The following is a 16010-nucleotide window of genomic DNA, read 5'->3' as shown; positions in this document are numbered from 1 at the left end:
GGAGCGCGGATACGGCGTGGTGCCGATATAGGGCGTGCGCAGATGATCGCCGTAGGTCTTCAGATGCTCCTGCCAGCGTTTTGGCAGGAACGGATTGAGGTCGGCGCGCGAATGCAGGCTCGGATGGATGTCGCAGTCGATGATCCGCAGCCGGCTTTTCGCGGGCGCTTCCTGTTCAAGCAGAGGGCGGTCGATGACGTTCATGCGATCCTCCTTGGAGTGATCATGCGGCGAGATTGAGCCGCGGAAAGGTTTCGAGCGGATTGTCGGCGCACATGCGCTTAACGATATTGTCCGGCAGATGCGGCGGTATCGCGTCGTCACCGTCGAATTGCCAGTGCGGGTAATCGGACGCGAAGAGCAGCATCTTGTCGGAGCCGATCTGGTCGATGATGTCGGCAACGCCCTCGGCGTCGGGCGGGCTGTCGAACGGCTGCGTGGTCACGCGGATGTGGTCGCGGATGATCGCCGCCGGCTCGCGGTCGATCCACGGCACCTCGACGCGGACGCCGCGCCAGGTCTTGTTGGCGCGCCACATGAAGGCCGGCAGCCAGCTGATCCCCGATTCCATCAGCACCACTTTGAGGCCGGGGAATTTCAGGAACACGCCCTCGTAGATCAGACTCAACACCTGGGCCTGAAACGCCTGCGCCTCAGCGAGATAATACTCGTAGCGGTAGGACGGCCAGCCGATCGAGCTCGGCGCCTGCCGATACTGGCTGCCGGCATGAATCGCAATCGGCAGCTTGTGCTTTTCGGCGACCTGATACACCGGCCAAAAATGCCGCCGTCCGAGCAGGCTCTCGCCCTGCGCCAGCACCAGAATCGAGACGAACCGGTTATCGCCCGCACTCCGTTCTATTTCCTCGATGGCGAGATCCGGCGCCTGCATCGGCACCACGATCGACGCCCGCAAGCGCGGATCGCGCGACAGCCATTCCGCCGCGATCCAGTCGTTGATCGCCTTGCAGAAGGCGGCTGCCATATAGGGATCGTACACCGCCTGCGCGCCATAGAGCACGTTGCAGATCGCGTGCGACGCGCCGAGCTGGTCGAACGTCCCGCGCTGCACCATCTTAAGATCGCTGCCCGGCTTGCCGTCCTTGGGCCGCCAGTCGGGCCGGCCCGACAGTGGCATGTTGGGCGGATAAGAGGTGAGATCGAGCCCGTCGATGGCGCGGCTCACCACCTGTTCCTTCCAGTGATCGTCGAGATAAGGCAGCAGCGTGGTGCGCGTCCCGCCCACCGCGGGATGGATATCGCAGTCGATCCGTGTCGCCGCCATGGTTCCTCGGGACTGGTTCTTGGCGGCCTGAGTTGCCGCGCTGCAACTGTGCAGCCGAGGGCAGGGCAGCGCAAGGGATTATGAGATCTGCGCCGTCCGCAACCGGGTCGAATTTTCAGCGGCTCGAGCCCACCTGAACGCGCCGCTTTTCGGTGGAACATTTCCAAAACGTGACGGTTGGAATTGGGCAACCATTATGGAGACCGCAATGAGAGACGATCTTGATAACCGCCCCCTGAGAGACGACCTTGATAACCGCGCCACGCCTGTGACCCGGGAGGCCGGAATGGGCATGGGAACCATCGCTGCCATTGCAGCCGCCGTGCTGATTGTCGGCGCATTGTTCCTGTGGCCGCGCGACACCAACCAGTCGGCAAGCAACACGGCGCCGGGAACCACCGTGGGCCAGACCCGCACCGCGCCCGCGCCAACTACTCCCTCGCCCCCGCCCTCGCCGGCCGCTCCTTCGACGACGAAGTAGGCAGCAGACGACGAGATAGAAAATGCCCGGCCGTTCGGTCGGGCATTTTTCCAAGATCAACCTGCGCGCCGCGCGCACGCGGAGCGCTTGTCACCTTCGTGAGCGGCTCTTTTTCTGCTTCTGCTTGCGCACCACCATGTACTTCGACGACCCATGGTTTCTGGAGACACGATAGGAGCCGTGCCGTCGTGAGGTCTTTTTAAGTTTGCCCTTGCGATGTTTGGCGACGCCAGCTTGGCGCTTGGCGTAGGAGCTGCGCCAGCTCTTTTCAGAACTGCTGGCCTCGGAAGCCGCAGCCGCGGCAACTTTGGTCGTGATCGCGATCGGCCTGACCGGCTTGGCGGCGTCTTCGTCGGCGACGTCCAGCCGGTCTGCTTTACCCAAGGTAGCGGAGGCCGAGGGATCGGATAACGACGTCTCGGATATCGCGCTCGTTGCGGTGGTTTGGTCGGAAGCAAGCCCGGCTTCAAACGAGGTCGTGCCGACCTTGATGACGGTCAGCGCCGCAATGCCGATTAAACACGCTATGGCGAGCCAAACCGTTCTGATCATGGCCGTCCCAAGCCTTCAAACGGCTTACAATAGTCGAGTTTCACCGGGCGGTAAACCTAGGAAAACCGCCGTTTATGGTTAATTGCCCAATGGCTTAAAAGGCTTTGATGCAATTGCCTGGCGCGCAGCCCCTCAGTCCGCGAGCTGAAAGCGCTCGAAGCGGTGCAGTTCCTGCTCGATGCGTCGCTTCAGGTCGCTGCGCGGGCGGTTGCCGATCCATGTCCATTTTTGCATCAGCAATTCGCGGCGCTTGCGATCGGTCTTGAGATCGATGGCGGCGACGATGTCGTTGTCCACCAGGACCGGCAATGCGAAATAGCCGAAGCGCCGCTTCTGCTTCGGCACATAGGCTTCGAAACGATGGTCGTAGCCGAAGAACAGCTCGGTCCGCTTGCGCTGGATGATGAGCGGGTCGAACGGGGAGAGGATGTGGACCATCTCCGATGCGGGATCGCCAGCCTCCAGCGTCTCCGGCCGCGCCCAGTGCTCCTGCTTGCCCGCGCCCTCGAGCGCGGCCGCCACTAGTTCCTTGCGCCGGACTCTTGCATCGATCAGCCGCCGGACCTGCGGCTTGCTCGGCGCATCGAGGTGGCAGATCGAATCCAGGCTGACAATTCCTTGCGCGCGCAAGGCGCGGTCGAGCCGATAATTCGACACTTCCTTTGCCGAGGCGGGTTTCGGCGGCTTGTCCCAGCCAAAATGCCGGTGCATCAGCTCGTAGGTCTTGAGCATGCCGTTGCGCTCGCTGATCGTCAGCACTCCGGTGTAGAACGCCAGCTGCAGCGCCCGCTTCGACGGTTTGCGGCTGGCCCACAGATGCTCCTTGTCGACCAGCACGTCATCCTCGATGTCGCGGATCGTCAGTGCGCCGTCCTTCCGGATCAGCCGCAGCACTTTGCGCAGGTCGGCGGGGGCGACGGACGCGAACCATTTGTGGCCCTCGCGGCGGTGAAATTTCATGTCGGGAATGAAGAAACGGAAGTCTTTTGTCGGCACATAGGACAAAGCATGCGTCCAGTACTCGAAGACGCTCCTGTCGACGCTCTGGGCCTGGCGCAGATCGGCGCGCCGATATTCGGGAATCCGGGTCCAGAGAATATGGTGGTGACAGCGCTCGATGACGTTGATGGTGTCGATCTGCACATAGCCCAGATGTTCGACCGCGGATGCCGTCGCCTGCGGTCCGTCGCCGAAGGGCGCAGCGGCGTCGAGCCGCTGGGCGTGCAGCCAGACGTGCCTTGCTTGAGCCTTGGTCAGGGAAACGGATTTGCTTGCGGTCATGGAACAGAAGTGTAGCCGGATTCCCGTGCGCGCGTCGGGCAAGACCGGCTAGCGCATGCCCGGCCGGTCGCGGTCAAGCCCCTTGACCGCAAGATCGTCGAGATAATCCTTGAACCGCCGCTCGGCGTTCAGGCCGAGATCGTGCAGGAAGGCCCAGGAGTATATGCCGGTGCCGTGCATGTCGTCGAAGCCGATCCGCACCGCGTAATTGCCGACCGCGTCCACCGACAGGATCGTCACGTTGCGCTTGCCGCCGACCGTCTTGCGTTGCGCCTCGGAATGTCCCTGCACCTCGGCCGACGGGCTGGTCACGCGCAGCAATTCGGCGGGCAGACTGAACGTCTTGCCGTCATCGAAAGCGACGGTCAGGGCGCGACGATCTTTCGCGAGCCGGATTTCGACCGGCCAGGCCGGGGCGGCGTCCGGCGCGCTCAAGCCGCAACCTCGATGACGATCTTGCAGCCATGCGCGAATGCGCGCAGCGCGGCCAAAATATCCTTAAGGCGCGACATCGAAGAACGCATCCTTATGCCCGGCGGTTGCGCGTTGATGCTATTCCGCAAGGGCGCTGGCGCGATCCGCCCTTGCAGGTTTTCGTTCCAGCAGGTACCGCGGACCATGGAACGAAGCAACCGCCATGCCGGCGCGCCGGCTGAGGGCGGCCGTAGGGAGCGCGCCATGTCAACCCAGCCCGCCGGTCAGGCGCGCGCGACGTCGAAAGCCGCAGGCGTTGCCGGCGTCAAGCACGTCATCGCGGTGGCGTCGGGCAAGGGCGGCGTCGGCAAGTCCACCACCTCCTGCAACCTCGCGCTCGGCTTCGCCGCGCTCGGGCTCAAGACCGGCATCCTCGACGCCGACATTTACGGGCCGTCGCAGCCGAAATTGCTGGGATTGCGCGGCAAGCCGCGGCTGGTGGAGGGGCGCAAGCTGGAGCCGATGGAGCGCTTTGGCGTCAAGGTGATGTCGATCGGCTTCCTGGTCGAGGAGGACCTCGCCATGATCTGGCGCGGGCCGATGGTGATCTCCGCCATCACCCAGATGCTGCGCGAGGTGGCATGGGGCGAACTCGATATTCTGGTGGTCGACCTGCCGCCCGGCACCGGCGATGCGCAGCTCACGATGGCGCAGCAGACGCCGCTTGCCGGCGCCGTGATCGTCTCGACGCCGCAGGACATCGCCCTGATCGACGCGCGGCGCGGCATCGCGATGTTTCAGAAGGTGAACGTGCCGCTGCTCGGATTGATCGAGAACATGTCGGGCTTCTGCTGCCCGGCCTGCAATCGGGTCACGGCGATCTTCGGCCACGGCGGCGCGCGGCAGGAGGCCGACACGCGCGGCATTCCGTTTCTGGGCGAGATCCCGCTCGACATGCAGATTCGCCAGAGCTCGGACGACGGACGACCTGTTGTCGCCACCGACCCTGACGGCGTGCATGCGCGGCATTATATCGATATCGCCCGCAACGTCTGGACGGCGATCACCACCGGCGCGGCGAGCCGGCCGGCGCCGCGCATCGTGATCGAGTGATCGCAAAGCGTTTGCCTCCCCTGCTCCGGGCAAGCGTCATCGCCGCCCGCAAATCCCTTCGCGTGAATGGTGGGTTCAGAAAACCTCCCTCGACGAGATAAGAGGGAGGCGGAACGCCGAAAGGCGCACCTTGGTAACAGCCGCGGCTTGTTTCCCGGATCGCCGGGAAACAGAGGCACACGGCAACGCCTCTCGACGTTCCGTCACGGCGTAGTAGCCCTGGTCCGCGCTTCCGGGGACTTGGCGCACGGCGATTTCGCGCCGCTGCCTGTCCCCGTCCAGCCAGCTCAAGTGGCAGACCCCGAGAGTGGGGCCGGACGGATACCCAAGTACTCCCGCGAGCGTGAGCCACGTTAGCCCCCGCCCTTAGGCGCCGCTCCCACCCCCACGTTGCAAAGCGTCCTTAAGTAACGCTCCCTCCAGCTAGGATGGGATGACTAGGGTTATAAGCTATGACGGAATATTGTCAAGCGAAAAAAACATTAAATTTTTTGCCGGCCGGCTATCCTTCGAGACGCCGCGCAAACGCGCGGCTCCTCATGAGAGGACGGTGAAATGGATGGCTCGGAAAAAGTGTTTTGGCGTGGCGCCAGCAAAATTCCTGCAAAAATCGCTGTCGCGGTGCAATAATTCATTTCTCTCTTCGTGAACGGAAAATCGCTGTCAAACAATCCCGCAACAGAATGTGCCACCTTCAGGATGGTTCCATCGCGGTTCCATGGACTTGCACGCAAGCGCGGTCTCCGCCCCGCGGCCGTAAAAGCGGCTCGCGGCGTCGCCTATATGATGTGCCAGTCGTTCGGGACCGTGGCAATGACGACGGCGCTATGGCTGTGATCGTTCATGTCCCAGGTGGCGACCGTTCCGTTGTCGTCGCGCCACAGGATGTCGGTCTTGTGATCGCCATTGAAGTCGCCGATGCCGGCGATGTGCCAGTCATTCGGGGCCGAGCCGATGACAGCCGAGCTATAGGCGTGATCGTTCATGTCCCAGGTCCCGATCGATCCGCCGTCGCTGCGCCACAGGATGTCGCTCCTGCCGTCGCCGTTGAAATCGCCGGTGCCGACGATGTGCCAGTCGCTGGGGGCCGCGCCGATGACAGCCGAGCTATAGGCGTGATCGTTCATGTCCCAGGTGCCGACCGATCCGCCGTCGTCGCGCCACAGGATATCGGTCTTGCCGTCGCCGTTGAAGTCGCCGGTGCCGGCGATGCGCCAGCTGTTCGGGGCCGAGCCGATGACAGCCGAGCTATAGGCGCCATCGGTCATGTTCCAGGTGCCGACCGATCCGCTGTCGTCGCGCCACAGGATATCGGTCTTGTGATCGCCGTTGAAGTCGCCGGTGCCGGCGATGCGCCAGCCATTCGGGGCCGAGCCGATGACGGCCACGCCATGGCTCCGGTCGTTCATGTTCCAGGTCCCGATCGATCCGCCGTCGCTGCGCCACAGGATGTCGGCCTTGCCGTCGCCGTTGAAATCGCCGGTGCCGGCGATGTGCCAGTCACTGGGGGCCGAGCCGATGACAAGCCCGCTATAGCCGTGATCGTACATGTTCCAGGTGGCGATGGCCCCGCTGTCGCTGCGCCACAGGATGTCGTTCCTGCCGTCGCCGTTGAAGTCCGAGACGGTGACGATCGGCGCCTCGTCGACATTAGCAAGGGCAAGGCTCCAGTTGGTGTCGAGATACAGCCCGGCCTGGTCGGTGATGCGAACCGTGATGATGTGCGAATGCGCTTCCTCGTAATTCAGCAACGCGAAGTTGGCGACGGTGACGACCCCGCTCGAGGCGTCGATGGCGAAGAGTCCGCCGGCGTCCCTGGTGAGCGCGTAGTGCAAGCTGGCGCCGGCGTCGGGATCAAGGCCGGTAACCGTCGCCACCACGGTGCCGTTCCGCGAATTCTCCGCCACGACGCCGCCCGACAGCGTCGCATCGATCGGCGCCTCGTTGACGTTGGTGAGATTGATGGTCCAGCCCTTGTCGACGCTCAGCCCGTATTGATCGGCGATCCGCACCGTGACGTGATAGGAGCGCGCGGTCTCGTAATCGATCAGCAGCGGGTTGACGACCAGAATCTCCCCGGTCGCCGGATAGATCCAGAAGCGGCCGCCGGCGTCGTCGAGCAGCGAATAGGTGAGCACCGCACCTGCATCCGGATCGAGGCCGGTGACCTTGCCGACATAGGTGGCGTTCGGCGAATTCTCGGCCACGCTGCTGCCCGACAAGGTGACGTCGATCGGCGCCTCGTTGACATTGGTGACGGCGATGCTCCAGTTGGTGTCGAGATACAGCCCGGCCTGATCGGTGGTGCGAACCGTGACGGTGTGCGAGCGCGCGGCCTCGTAGTCCAGCAACGCGCCGTTGGCGACGGTGATCGCGCCGCTCACCGGGTTGATGGCGAAGCGGCCGCCGGCACTCCAGCTCAGCGAATAGCGCAAACTGGCGCCGGCGTCGGGATCGAAGCCGGTGACCGTGGCGACATAGGTGCCATCAGCCGCATTCTCAGCCACGCCGCCGCCCGACAGCGCCGCATCGTAAGGCCGCTCGTTGAGGTTGCTGACGTTGATGGTGAAGGGCTTGCTGAACACATGCCCGACCTGGTCGGCGACGCGCACCGTAACAGTATGCGAGCGCGCGGCTTCGTAATCCAGCAAGGCACCATTGGCGACGGTCATCACGCCGGTCGCGGCGTTGATCGCGAAGCGGCCGTAGGGGTCGTCGATCAGCGAATAGCTCAGGCTGGTGGTGGCGATGTCGAAGCCGGTCACCGTTCCGACCACGGTGCCGTTGGGAGCATTCTCCGCAACGCCGTGGCCCGACAGCGTCGCGCCGAACGGGACCTGGTACGGCGCGAACGCCGCCATGCCGGCGGCGACATTGAGCACCGCGCCGTCGGCGAAGCGGAAGGTCTCGATGCGGTCCTTGCCGTCGGCGTCCATCCAGCGCTGCAGCGTGAGGATGTCCGTCAGCTGGCCGAACGGCGTATTCGGATGCGCGGGGTCCTTGACGCCGACAATCAGGTCGGCGCCGTCGCTGGCGACCACCAGATCCGAGAGGGAAATGCCGGCGCCGAACTGAAGCGAATCCAGGCCGCCGCTTGCATGGACTTCATGAAAGCCCGGATTGCCGGCGCCTGGAGCGCCGGAATATCCCGCACCATCGGCTTCCATGTAGCGGTAGTCGTCGAGCACGACGTCAAAACCGTCGCCGCGCGCGAAGTTGTAGGTATCGTTGCCGCCGACGCCGTAGAGGCCGTCATTGCCGCTGCCGCCGCGCAGGATGTCATTGCCATCGCCGCCGGCCAGCGTATCGTTGCCGGCGCCGCCGTCGATGAAATCCCAGCCGCCTCCGCCGCCGATGGTGTCGCCGGCCGCGCCGCCGACCAAGATGTCGTGGCCGCCACTGCCGGCGAAATTATTGGCGACGCCGGCGGCGCCGATCCAGAAATCGTTGCCGCCGTCGCCGCTGGTTACGCCGGCCCCAAGAAAATGATAGCCGCTGGCAACGACGCCGCTATCGACGGTGAACTGCACGGTCTGGCCGCCGGCGTCGCTGACGATCGTAACGCGGTCGGCGAATACCGAAAGCGAGCCGGGCACCTCGACGCCGCCGGCGACCTTGACCTCGACGATGACGCTGTTGTCGGCGCCGCGCCTGACGGTTGCGTTCGCCGCCGCGCCGAGCCCGGCCTTGCCCACCGAATCCAGATAGCCGACCAGCCCGCCGAGGAAGTCGCTGGCGTTCATATGGTTGAGCTTGAGGTCGTTCACTCTAGCAAAAGTTGCAATCCAGCCCGCGGTAAAAGCTGAATCGGGATTTGCGGCCGTCAACGCGTTGATGGCTTCGCGGTTGTTGAGGTAGTTCTCGTAATCCTGCGCGACACTGAGGTCAGCGCTCAGGGTGATGAGCTGCTCGGCGCCGGACTGCTCCGACGGAGTGGTCAGACCGGCCCAGTCCGGCTCGGGGCCCGCAACATTCGCCGTCGAGTTCTGGTGCGCGCGCTTGAGCAGAAGGTCGCCGCCGATCACCTCGGAGTGCTGCAGGATGTCGAGGGCCGCGGCATGCACGGCGTCGTCGGGGTGGATGAAGCTGTAGTAGCGGTGGGTCGGCGCCCAGCCTGCAATGTAGCGGAAGTCCGGATCGGTGACATAGCCGACCATGGTCTGCTTGAAATGGTCCAGCACGACGCCGTGCACGGCGGAGAAATAGGCGTTGACGATGGCGTCCACCGACCGCGCCATCGGGTCGGGAATTGAATAGTCGCCGCCGTCGGAGGCCGAGACCTGGGAATGGTTGTAGCCGTAATGGTCGCCGGCCTGGTCGATAGTGTCGACCGCCGCGGGATGCGGATGCGAGCCCACCGCGTCGCCGATCAGCGTGCCGATGATGGTGCCGACCAGCGAGCCGATTCCCGGGATGATGAAATCGAGCACCAAACCCAGCCCCTGGCCGAGCGTCAGGCTGATGCCGATCGCGCTGCCGACCGCGCCCAGCAATTGCCCGCCGACCGCGCCTTCATGGGTCTGCGCCGGCACCAGTTCGCGACCGAGGTAGCCACCCAGTATTCCGGCGAGATTGGGCCCGGTATTGCGGCGGCGCCGAGCACCGCGCCGCTCCAGTCGAGCGCGCCGATCGCGCCGTTGAAGGTGAGGCCGCTGGCGATGTCGGCCGCGATCTTGTTGGCCACCCCGCTCGCCAGCGTACCGACGGTGGCATTGAACAGCTGCGCGTTGAAGCCCTCGAGGCCCAGCGCATGGCCGAGCTCGGCGGTCAGGAACGAAGCGACCGCGCCCGCGCCGGCGCCGGCGATGCTGATGTGGAAATTGTCGAAGGCGCTGGCGAGGTTGATGGTGCTGGCGTTCGTGTTCAGCGACGCGGCGAACGCCTGCGCCAGCTTCTGCCCCACCGCACCGGCCACAGTGCCGATCGCGATCTGACCGAACTGGTTGTTTGGCGCCAGCGCCCGCCCGAGCGCCGACCCAAACACCTGGCCGACCGAAGCAGCGGCGGCCATGAGGTTCTGGCCATCGATCTTCATCTGGACGGCAGTGGGCTTGCCAGTGGCGTCTTCGTCGATCTCGAGTTCGGTATACGGGTGGGTGTTGTTCGGGTCGTATTGCTTGACCTGCTGGCCTCCGCCATCGAAGACCACGCGCTGCGATTGAAGCCGTTGATATGCGTCGAAAGCGGAGGTTTGTGATGACCAAGGCTCGGTGCCCGTATCGAAAACGGATTTCGTGGAAGTCCCGTCGTCGTTGAGGGTATCCCTACCCCTAAGATGATCCTGTGGATCATACGCGAGAGCATTCGTGAACCATGGTTGCAGATTTGCCGTGTCGAAAAGAGTATCGATGTGACCGCCGTCAGACCCATCGGTTACCTTCAGAAGTGCTCCATCACGGAAGCCGCCCTTTTCGTATGGCGCAATCTCAATGGGCTCGCCATCGCGTACGATTTTGGACATTCCGACGGCTGTGTAACGATAAGTGCCTCGCGTAACACCATCGATGACCATTTCATATTCGACGTTATCTCTAATAATAGAATCGGAATCGTTGGGCATAAGTTTTTGGCTAAACCCAGTTTCTGTTCCTGCCTTCGTGACCTGAAAATAATCACTAGGCGTGATGCCGCCACCAACCAGAAGACCGTTAAGATAATAGTTCCCGGTAAGTACGGGCTGGTCGCTTCCAATGAGAGATTTCGTTGCAAGATCCTTATCATCGGAAACAATGATCGCCTGGCCATTTCCTCCCAGATACCTAACGTCGTCACGTATTGACTGATCGCCGGCGCCCGGCCCAGTGTATCGCGGTCGACCAGGATCAAACGCTATGACTTGAGCATGGCCCAAAACTTCCTGCGATTGAATCCATAAGGCGATCCGTGATGCTGACTCGGGGGCGCCCGGATTGGTTGAGGTTAAGCCATCCAGAGCGGCTTCTTGCCGAACTTCCGGCGTGATAACGACTATTCTGTTCGCGTCAAGAAGCGTATCAAGTTTACCGATTCGATCGAAATTAATCAGTGTAACCGAATCGACATACAATATCCGGGAACGATCACCGCTGGTTACGAGATCGCGAAACGCATATGTCGACGGGTCAGCCATCGATTTCTCCCTTAGGATGACCAACGATTTTCATTAGGATAAGGGCTATTGTTGTTCCGTCGGAAGGAGTAATACTCGGATCAAGGCTTTGAGCATATCTCGTGATTTCCTCCATCACATCCCACCCTGAACTCTTATCGCCGGAACCCATAACCGCGTGAAACCGCTGCACAAGTGCGGCATTTTCCATGATACGTGATGCCAGCGGCGTAAGTTCTTCCTGAGTCCTTATTGGCTTCGGCTTCGGCAGTTCTTTCGAATCTCGCGTGGGGGCACTCTTGGTATGGCCGCCAAGAATTATTTTCGGCTTGGGCTTGTCCTGGTCTGCCACCGCTGCCTCCGTTACGGCCGATCTGCCATTGCTCTCATCCTTCACAGGGCCGAGCGAGTTCAGCAAAGCGAGAGCTAGGCGCGTTCCTTCGCTAATGGTAACGCTGGGATCGAGACTTTGCGCATATTCCTGGATTTCATGCATAACGCGCCCGGTGCAATGTTCGTCATTTGACCCAACGACCGAGTGAAAGCGCTGCATCAATTCTGAATTTTCGGCTATTCGAAGCGCGAGCGCTCTAAGCTCTTCCTCGGTCCGTAACGGAGCCGACTTCGGGAGTGGAGACGGTTGCGTCCGAGCGTCAACCTTCTTAGTCGGCGTAACAAGAATTATCTTGGGCTTGTCTTCATCCGCCATGACCGTTCCCACAACAAAGCTGTCCAGCCGCGATTAGGACGAGACCTGCCGTCATGCTGGCGCCGCCACGTCGTGAATTTGCATCTGCATCGACATACATCAAGTTGATTGACCCCAAATCACACCGCCTTTCACGCCTGCGTCGCAGGGCGTGACCGCCAGTACAGACAGTCCGGTATTGATGTTTTGCGGAAGTCCCACTCCCCCGTTTCCCGTCCCCGGCCGATCCGTCGTTACAAGACCGGCATTTTTAATTCGGCAAGTTGCTTTGCAGAATTTCTTACCGTAAGCAACCTATAATTGAGTTCCGTTTCATGAAACTTTCGCGGGTTCCGCGCATCTACATGAATGACGTGTAGATTTTTGGATTACGCGTTTCAGTACCACTGATTACGCGAACCTTTTCCGAATACAAGCCATGCTGGCAGTCGCGCCTTTCGCGCGCCGCCACTCGCTTGCTCTGACGCGCCTGCGCGCCGCCATGCGCCGATTTCCGGTTGGAGACCGCTCACTCCAGCGAGCGGCATTCCAGCTCGGCGAATAGCGGAACGTCGTGTTGGCGTCGGGATCGATGCCGGTGACTTTGGTCGCGTAGTCGAGCAGTGTCGTGTTCTTCACCGCGACCACGCCGGTCGAGGCGTTGATGTCGAAACGGCCGCCGGCGTCGGAGGTCAGCGAATAGCTGAGAACGCTTGCCGCATCCGGGTCGGCGCCGATCACGGCGCCGACATGGCTGCCGTTGACGGCGTGCTCCCGCACCGTGCCGCCGAGCAGTTTTGCATCCGTCGGCGCCTCGTTGGCGTTGCCGACATTGATGGTCCAGCTCTTCTCGAACCACAGCCCGCCTTGGTCGGTGCTGCGCACGCTGATCTGGTGCGAGGTTGCGGTTTCATATTCCAGCAGCGCGGCGTTGGCGACGGTGACGACGCCGGTCGCTGCGTTGATGGCGAAGCGGCCGCCGGCATTGTTGGTCAGCGCGTAGTTGAACACCGTGGCGGCGTCCGGATCGGCGCCGGTGACCGTGGCCACTACGGCGCCATCAGGCGAATTCTCCGCAACGACGCCGCCCGACAGCACGGCCCCGGTCGGCGCCTCGTTGACGTCGGTGAGGTTGATGGTGAAGGCCTTGTCGAACACGTGCCCAGCCTGGTCGGCGATCCGCGCCACGATCGTGTGCGAGCGCGCCGCCTCGTAGTCGAGCAGCCGCGGGTCGACCACCACGAAGTCGCCGCTCGCCTGATAGATCCAGAAGCGCCCGCCGGCATCGTCCAGCAGCGAATAGGTCAGCACCGAGCCGGCGTCGGGATCGATGCCGGTGATCTTGCCGACATAGGTCGCGTTCGGCGAATTCTCCGCAACGCTGTTGCCGGACAACGTCGCCCCGGTCGGCGCCTCGTCGACATCGGTGACCGAGATGCTCCAATTGGTGTCGAGGGTCAGCCCGGCCTGGTCGGCGATCCGCACGGTAATATTGTGCGAGCGCGCGGCCTCGTAGTCGAGCAGCAGCGGCGTGACCACCACGATCTCGCCGGTCGCCGGATAGATCCAGAAACGGCCGCCGGCATCGTCTGTTAGTGAATCGGTGAGCACCGAGCCTGCGTCCGGATCAAGGCCGGTGACCTTGCCGACATAGGTGGCATTCGACGAATTCTCCTTGACGCTGTTGCCTGACAGCGTCGCATCAATCGGCGCCTCGTTGACGTTGGTGACGGCGATGCTCCAGTTGCTGTCGAGAGCGAGTCCGGCCTGGTCGGTGGTGCGAACCGTGACGGTGTGCGAGCGCGCCGCCTCGTAATCGAGCAGCCGCGGATCCACCACGACGATCTCGCCGCTCGCCTGATAGATCCAGAAGCGCCCGCCGGCATCGTCGAGCAGCGAATAGGTGAGCACCGAGCCGGCATCGGCATCGACGCCGGTGATCTTGCCGACATAGGTCGCGTTCGGGGAATTCTCCGCCACGGTGTTGCCCGACAGCGTCGCATCGGTCGGGGCGCGGTTGACGCCGACATGAAACGTGCCGACCCCTGACGTGGCGCGGCCGTCGGAAAGCTGCATGGTCACGTCGTCGGCCAGACCTTCCGCCCCTGCAACGAAGATAAGGCCGGCCAGTTGCGCGGCGCTGACGCCGAAGGTTGCGCCCTGTCCGAGCGCCGTTCCGTTCAGCACGAACTGGCCGCTGCCCGGCGTCGCGGTGCCGTCCTGGAAGAAGTAAGTCAGCGCGTCGTTGTCGGCATCGCCGGCGTTGAACCAGGAGGAGACCTGCAGCGGCTGGCCGGCAAGGGCGGTCATCGCGCCCGCCGTCGCGTTCAGCACCGGGGCGCGGTTGACGCCGATGTGAAACGCGCCGACCGCGGACACCGCGTGGCCGTCGGAAAGCTGCATGGTCACATCGTCGGCAAGACCTTCCGCGCCCGCGGCGAATGTCAGGCCCGCCAGTTGCGCGGCGCTGACGCCGAAGGTTGCGCCCTGCCCGAGCGGCGTTCCATTCAGCACGAACTGGCCGCTGCCCGGCGTCGTCGTGCCGTCCTGGAAGTAATAGGTCAGCGCGTCATTGTCGGCGTCCGTGGCGCTGAACCAGGAGGAGACCTGCAGCGGCTGGCCGGCAATTGCGGTCATGTTGCCCGCCGGCACGCTCAGCACCGGGGCGCGGTTGGGAACGTCGATCACGCCGATGGTGAAAGTCTGGTTGAATCCGGTGCCGGTCTGGTCGGCGGCGCGCACCGTGACCTGCAGGGCATGCGTATCGTCGTAACTGATCGCGCCGGCGACCGAGAGCACACCGGTGGAAGCGTTGATGGCAAAGCGGCCATCCGGGTTGAGCAGTGAATAGCTCAAGGCCGCGTTGGAGTTGAAATCAAAACCCGTCACGGTCCCGACCACGGTGCCGATGGCGGATTTTTCCACGACGCTGCTGCGCGACAGCGACTCGCCGAACGGCACTTGGTACGCAGCGAACGCAGCCGCGATGTTCAGCGTGGTGCCGTCGGCAAAGCGCAGCAATTCGATGCGGTCGTTAGGGTCGTTGATCCAGTTCTGCAGCGTGATGCTGTCGGCGAGCTGCTCAAATGGAACGCCGGGATGGGCGGGGTCCTTGACGCCGACGACCAGGTGTTTGTTGTCGCTGGAGGCCCGCACCACAATGTCGGACACCGCGATGCCGGCGCCGAACGCCAGCGTATCGGTGCCCGCATTCACAGCTTGAATGCTAAAGGTGGGAGTTGAAGCCGGACCGCTGCCCTGCGCGTCCTGCACCAGCGTCTCGAAGTGGTCCTGCACCACGTCGACGCCGTCGCCGCGGGCAAAAGCGTAGGTGTCGTCGCCCTGGCCGCCGAACAGGAAATCGGGACCGCGCCCGCCGCGCAGGATGTCGCCGCCGGCCTGGCCATAGAGCCAGTCCTCGCCGCCATTTCCGTCGATGAAATCCCACCCCGCACCGCCGCCGATGCTGTCGTTCGATATGCCGCCGGTCAGGATGTCGTGGCCGCCGCTGCCGATGAAGACCGTGCTGGCGTTGGTCCCGATCCAGAAATCGTTGCCGCCGTCGCCCCCGGTCGCGCCGGCTCCAAGAAAATGATAGCCGCTCGCGCCGAGCCCGCTGTCGACGGTGAACTGCACGGTCTGGCCGCCGGCGTTGTTGGAAACGTTTATGTGGTCGGCAAATACCGAGAGCGCGCCGGGCACCTCCGTTCCGCCCGCGATCTTGACCTCGACGATGACGCTGTTGTCGGCGCCGCGCTTGACCGTGGCGTTCGCGGCGGCGGACCACAGCCCGGCCTTGCCCACCGAATCCAGCCAGCCGGCCAGCCCGCCGAGGAAGTCGCTGGCATTCACCTGGTTGAGCTTCAGATCATTCACCCTAGCAAAAGCTGCAATCCAGCCCGCGGTAAAAGCCGACTCGGGATTCGCCGCCATCAGCGCGTTGATGGCTTCGCGGTTGTTGAGGTAGTTCTCGTAGTCCTGCGCGACGGCAAGGTCGCCGCTCATGGTCACCAACTGTTCGGCAACGCTGACCATCGGCACCGGGTTGCCCTCTGCATCCAGCGCCGGAACCGGCTTGATGTTCGAGGGCGAGTTCTGGTGCGCGCGC

9 protein-coding genes and 2 pseudogenes are annotated in these 16010 nt (G+C 63.2%); 2 read left to right on the top strand and 9 right to left on the bottom strand.

Annotation, left to right across the window (positions count from 1 at the left end; all coding sequences use genetic code 11):
• Together VGP39_RS24235 and VGP39_RS24230 are read right to left on the bottom strand one after the other, a co-directional pair.
• Positions 1-204 (bottom strand): annotated as a pseudogene (locus VGP39_RS24235) (amidohydrolase); the annotation flags it as partial.
• Between the two features lie 19 nt (positions 205-223).
• On the bottom strand, positions 224-1285 hold the full coding sequence (locus tag VGP39_RS24230; protein WP_327570627.1) for an amidohydrolase family protein: 1062 nt from the start codon (positions 1283-1285) through the stop codon (positions 224-226).
• A gap of 292 nt (positions 1286-1577) precedes the next feature.
• Between VGP39_RS24230 and VGP39_RS24225 the strand changes: the two genes are divergently transcribed.
• Positions 1578-1766 (top strand): hypothetical protein, encoded by a 189-nt coding sequence (locus tag VGP39_RS24225; protein WP_327570626.1) that lies wholly within the window; start codon positions 1578-1580, stop codon positions 1764-1766.
• A gap of 90 nt (positions 1767-1856) precedes the next feature.
• Here VGP39_RS24225 and VGP39_RS24220 read toward each other — a convergent pair whose 3' ends face one another.
• The 3 genes from VGP39_RS24220 to VGP39_RS24210 all read right to left on the bottom strand — a co-directional run bounded on the left by VGP39_RS24220 (position 1857) and on the right by VGP39_RS24210 (position 4034).
• Positions 1857-2318, bottom strand: coding sequence for a hypothetical protein (locus VGP39_RS24220; protein WP_327570625.1), 462 nt, complete (start codon positions 2316-2318; stop codon positions 1857-1859).
• A gap of 132 nt (positions 2319-2450) precedes the next feature.
• Positions 2451-3599: a winged helix-turn-helix domain-containing protein gene (locus VGP39_RS24215; protein WP_327570624.1), complete on the bottom strand. Its 1149-nt coding sequence runs from the start codon at positions 3597-3599 to the stop codon at positions 2451-2453.
• 48 nt (positions 3600-3647) lie between these two features.
• Positions 3648-4034, bottom strand: coding sequence for a DUF971 domain-containing protein (locus VGP39_RS24210; RefSeq protein ID WP_327570623.1), 387 nt, complete (start codon positions 4032-4034; stop codon positions 3648-3650).
• A gap of 192 nt (positions 4035-4226) precedes the next feature.
• On the opposite strand from VGP39_RS24210, the pseudogene VGP39_RS24205 reads away from it, so the two are divergent.
• Positions 4227-5126, top strand: a pseudogene (locus VGP39_RS24205) (Mrp/NBP35 family ATP-binding protein); the annotation flags it as partial.
• A gap of 779 nt (positions 5127-5905) precedes the next feature.
• Here VGP39_RS24205 and VGP39_RS24200 read toward each other — a convergent pair.
• The 4 genes from VGP39_RS24200 to VGP39_RS24185 form a co-directional block, all read right to left on the bottom strand.
• A complete protein-coding gene (locus VGP39_RS24200) occupies positions 5906-9658 on the bottom strand; it encodes a cadherin domain-containing protein (RefSeq protein ID WP_327570622.1) in 3753 nt (1250 codons plus the stop codon).
• Positions 9580-11235: a hypothetical protein gene (locus VGP39_RS24195; protein ID WP_327570621.1), complete on the bottom strand. Its 1656-nt coding sequence runs from the start codon at positions 11233-11235 to the stop codon at positions 9580-9582. Before VGP39_RS24195 ends, VGP39_RS24200 begins: the two co-directional genes overlap by 79 nt.
• Positions 11228-11923 carry a hypothetical protein gene (locus tag VGP39_RS24190; protein WP_327570620.1) on the bottom strand — a complete coding sequence of 232 codons (696 nt, stop codon included), beginning with the start codon at positions 11921-11923 and terminating at the stop codon, positions 11228-11230. Before VGP39_RS24190 ends, VGP39_RS24195 begins: the two co-directional genes overlap by 8 nt.
• Positions 11924-12313: 390 nt before the next feature.
• The coding region (locus VGP39_RS24185) for a cadherin domain-containing protein (RefSeq protein WP_327570619.1) at positions 12314-16010 on the bottom strand (3697 nt) is incomplete at its 5' end.

The sequence above is a fragment of the Bradyrhizobium sp. genome (assembly GCF_036009065.1).
GTDB lineage: Bacteria > Pseudomonadota > Alphaproteobacteria > Rhizobiales > Xanthobacteraceae > Bradyrhizobium.
This window is presented reverse-complemented; position numbering and strand designations above follow the sequence as displayed.

Bases quoted from the DNA above. Each gene is read 5' to 3' on its own strand.
- VGP39_RS24215 (WP_327570624.1), bottom strand. From the start codon at position 3,599: ATGACCGCAAGCAAATCCGTTTCCCTGACCAAGGCTCAAGCAAGGCAC.
- VGP39_RS24220 (WP_327570625.1), bottom strand. From the start codon at position 2,318: ATGATCAGAACGGTTTGGCTCGCCATAGCGTGTTTAATCGGCATTGCG.
- VGP39_RS24190 (WP_327570620.1), bottom strand. From the start codon at position 11,923: ATGGCGGATGAAGACAAGCCCAAGATAATTCTTGTTACGCCGACTAAG.
- VGP39_RS24225 (WP_327570626.1), top strand. From the start codon at position 1,578: ATGGGAACCATCGCTGCCATTGCAGCCGCCGTGCTGATTGTCGGCGCA.
- VGP39_RS24195 (WP_327570621.1), bottom strand. From the start codon at position 11,235: ATGGCTGACCCGTCGACATATGCGTTTCGCGATCTCGTAACCAGCGGT.
- VGP39_RS24230 (WP_327570627.1), bottom strand. From the start codon at position 1,285: ATGGCGGCGACACGGATCGACTGCGATATCCATCCCGCGGTGGGCGGG.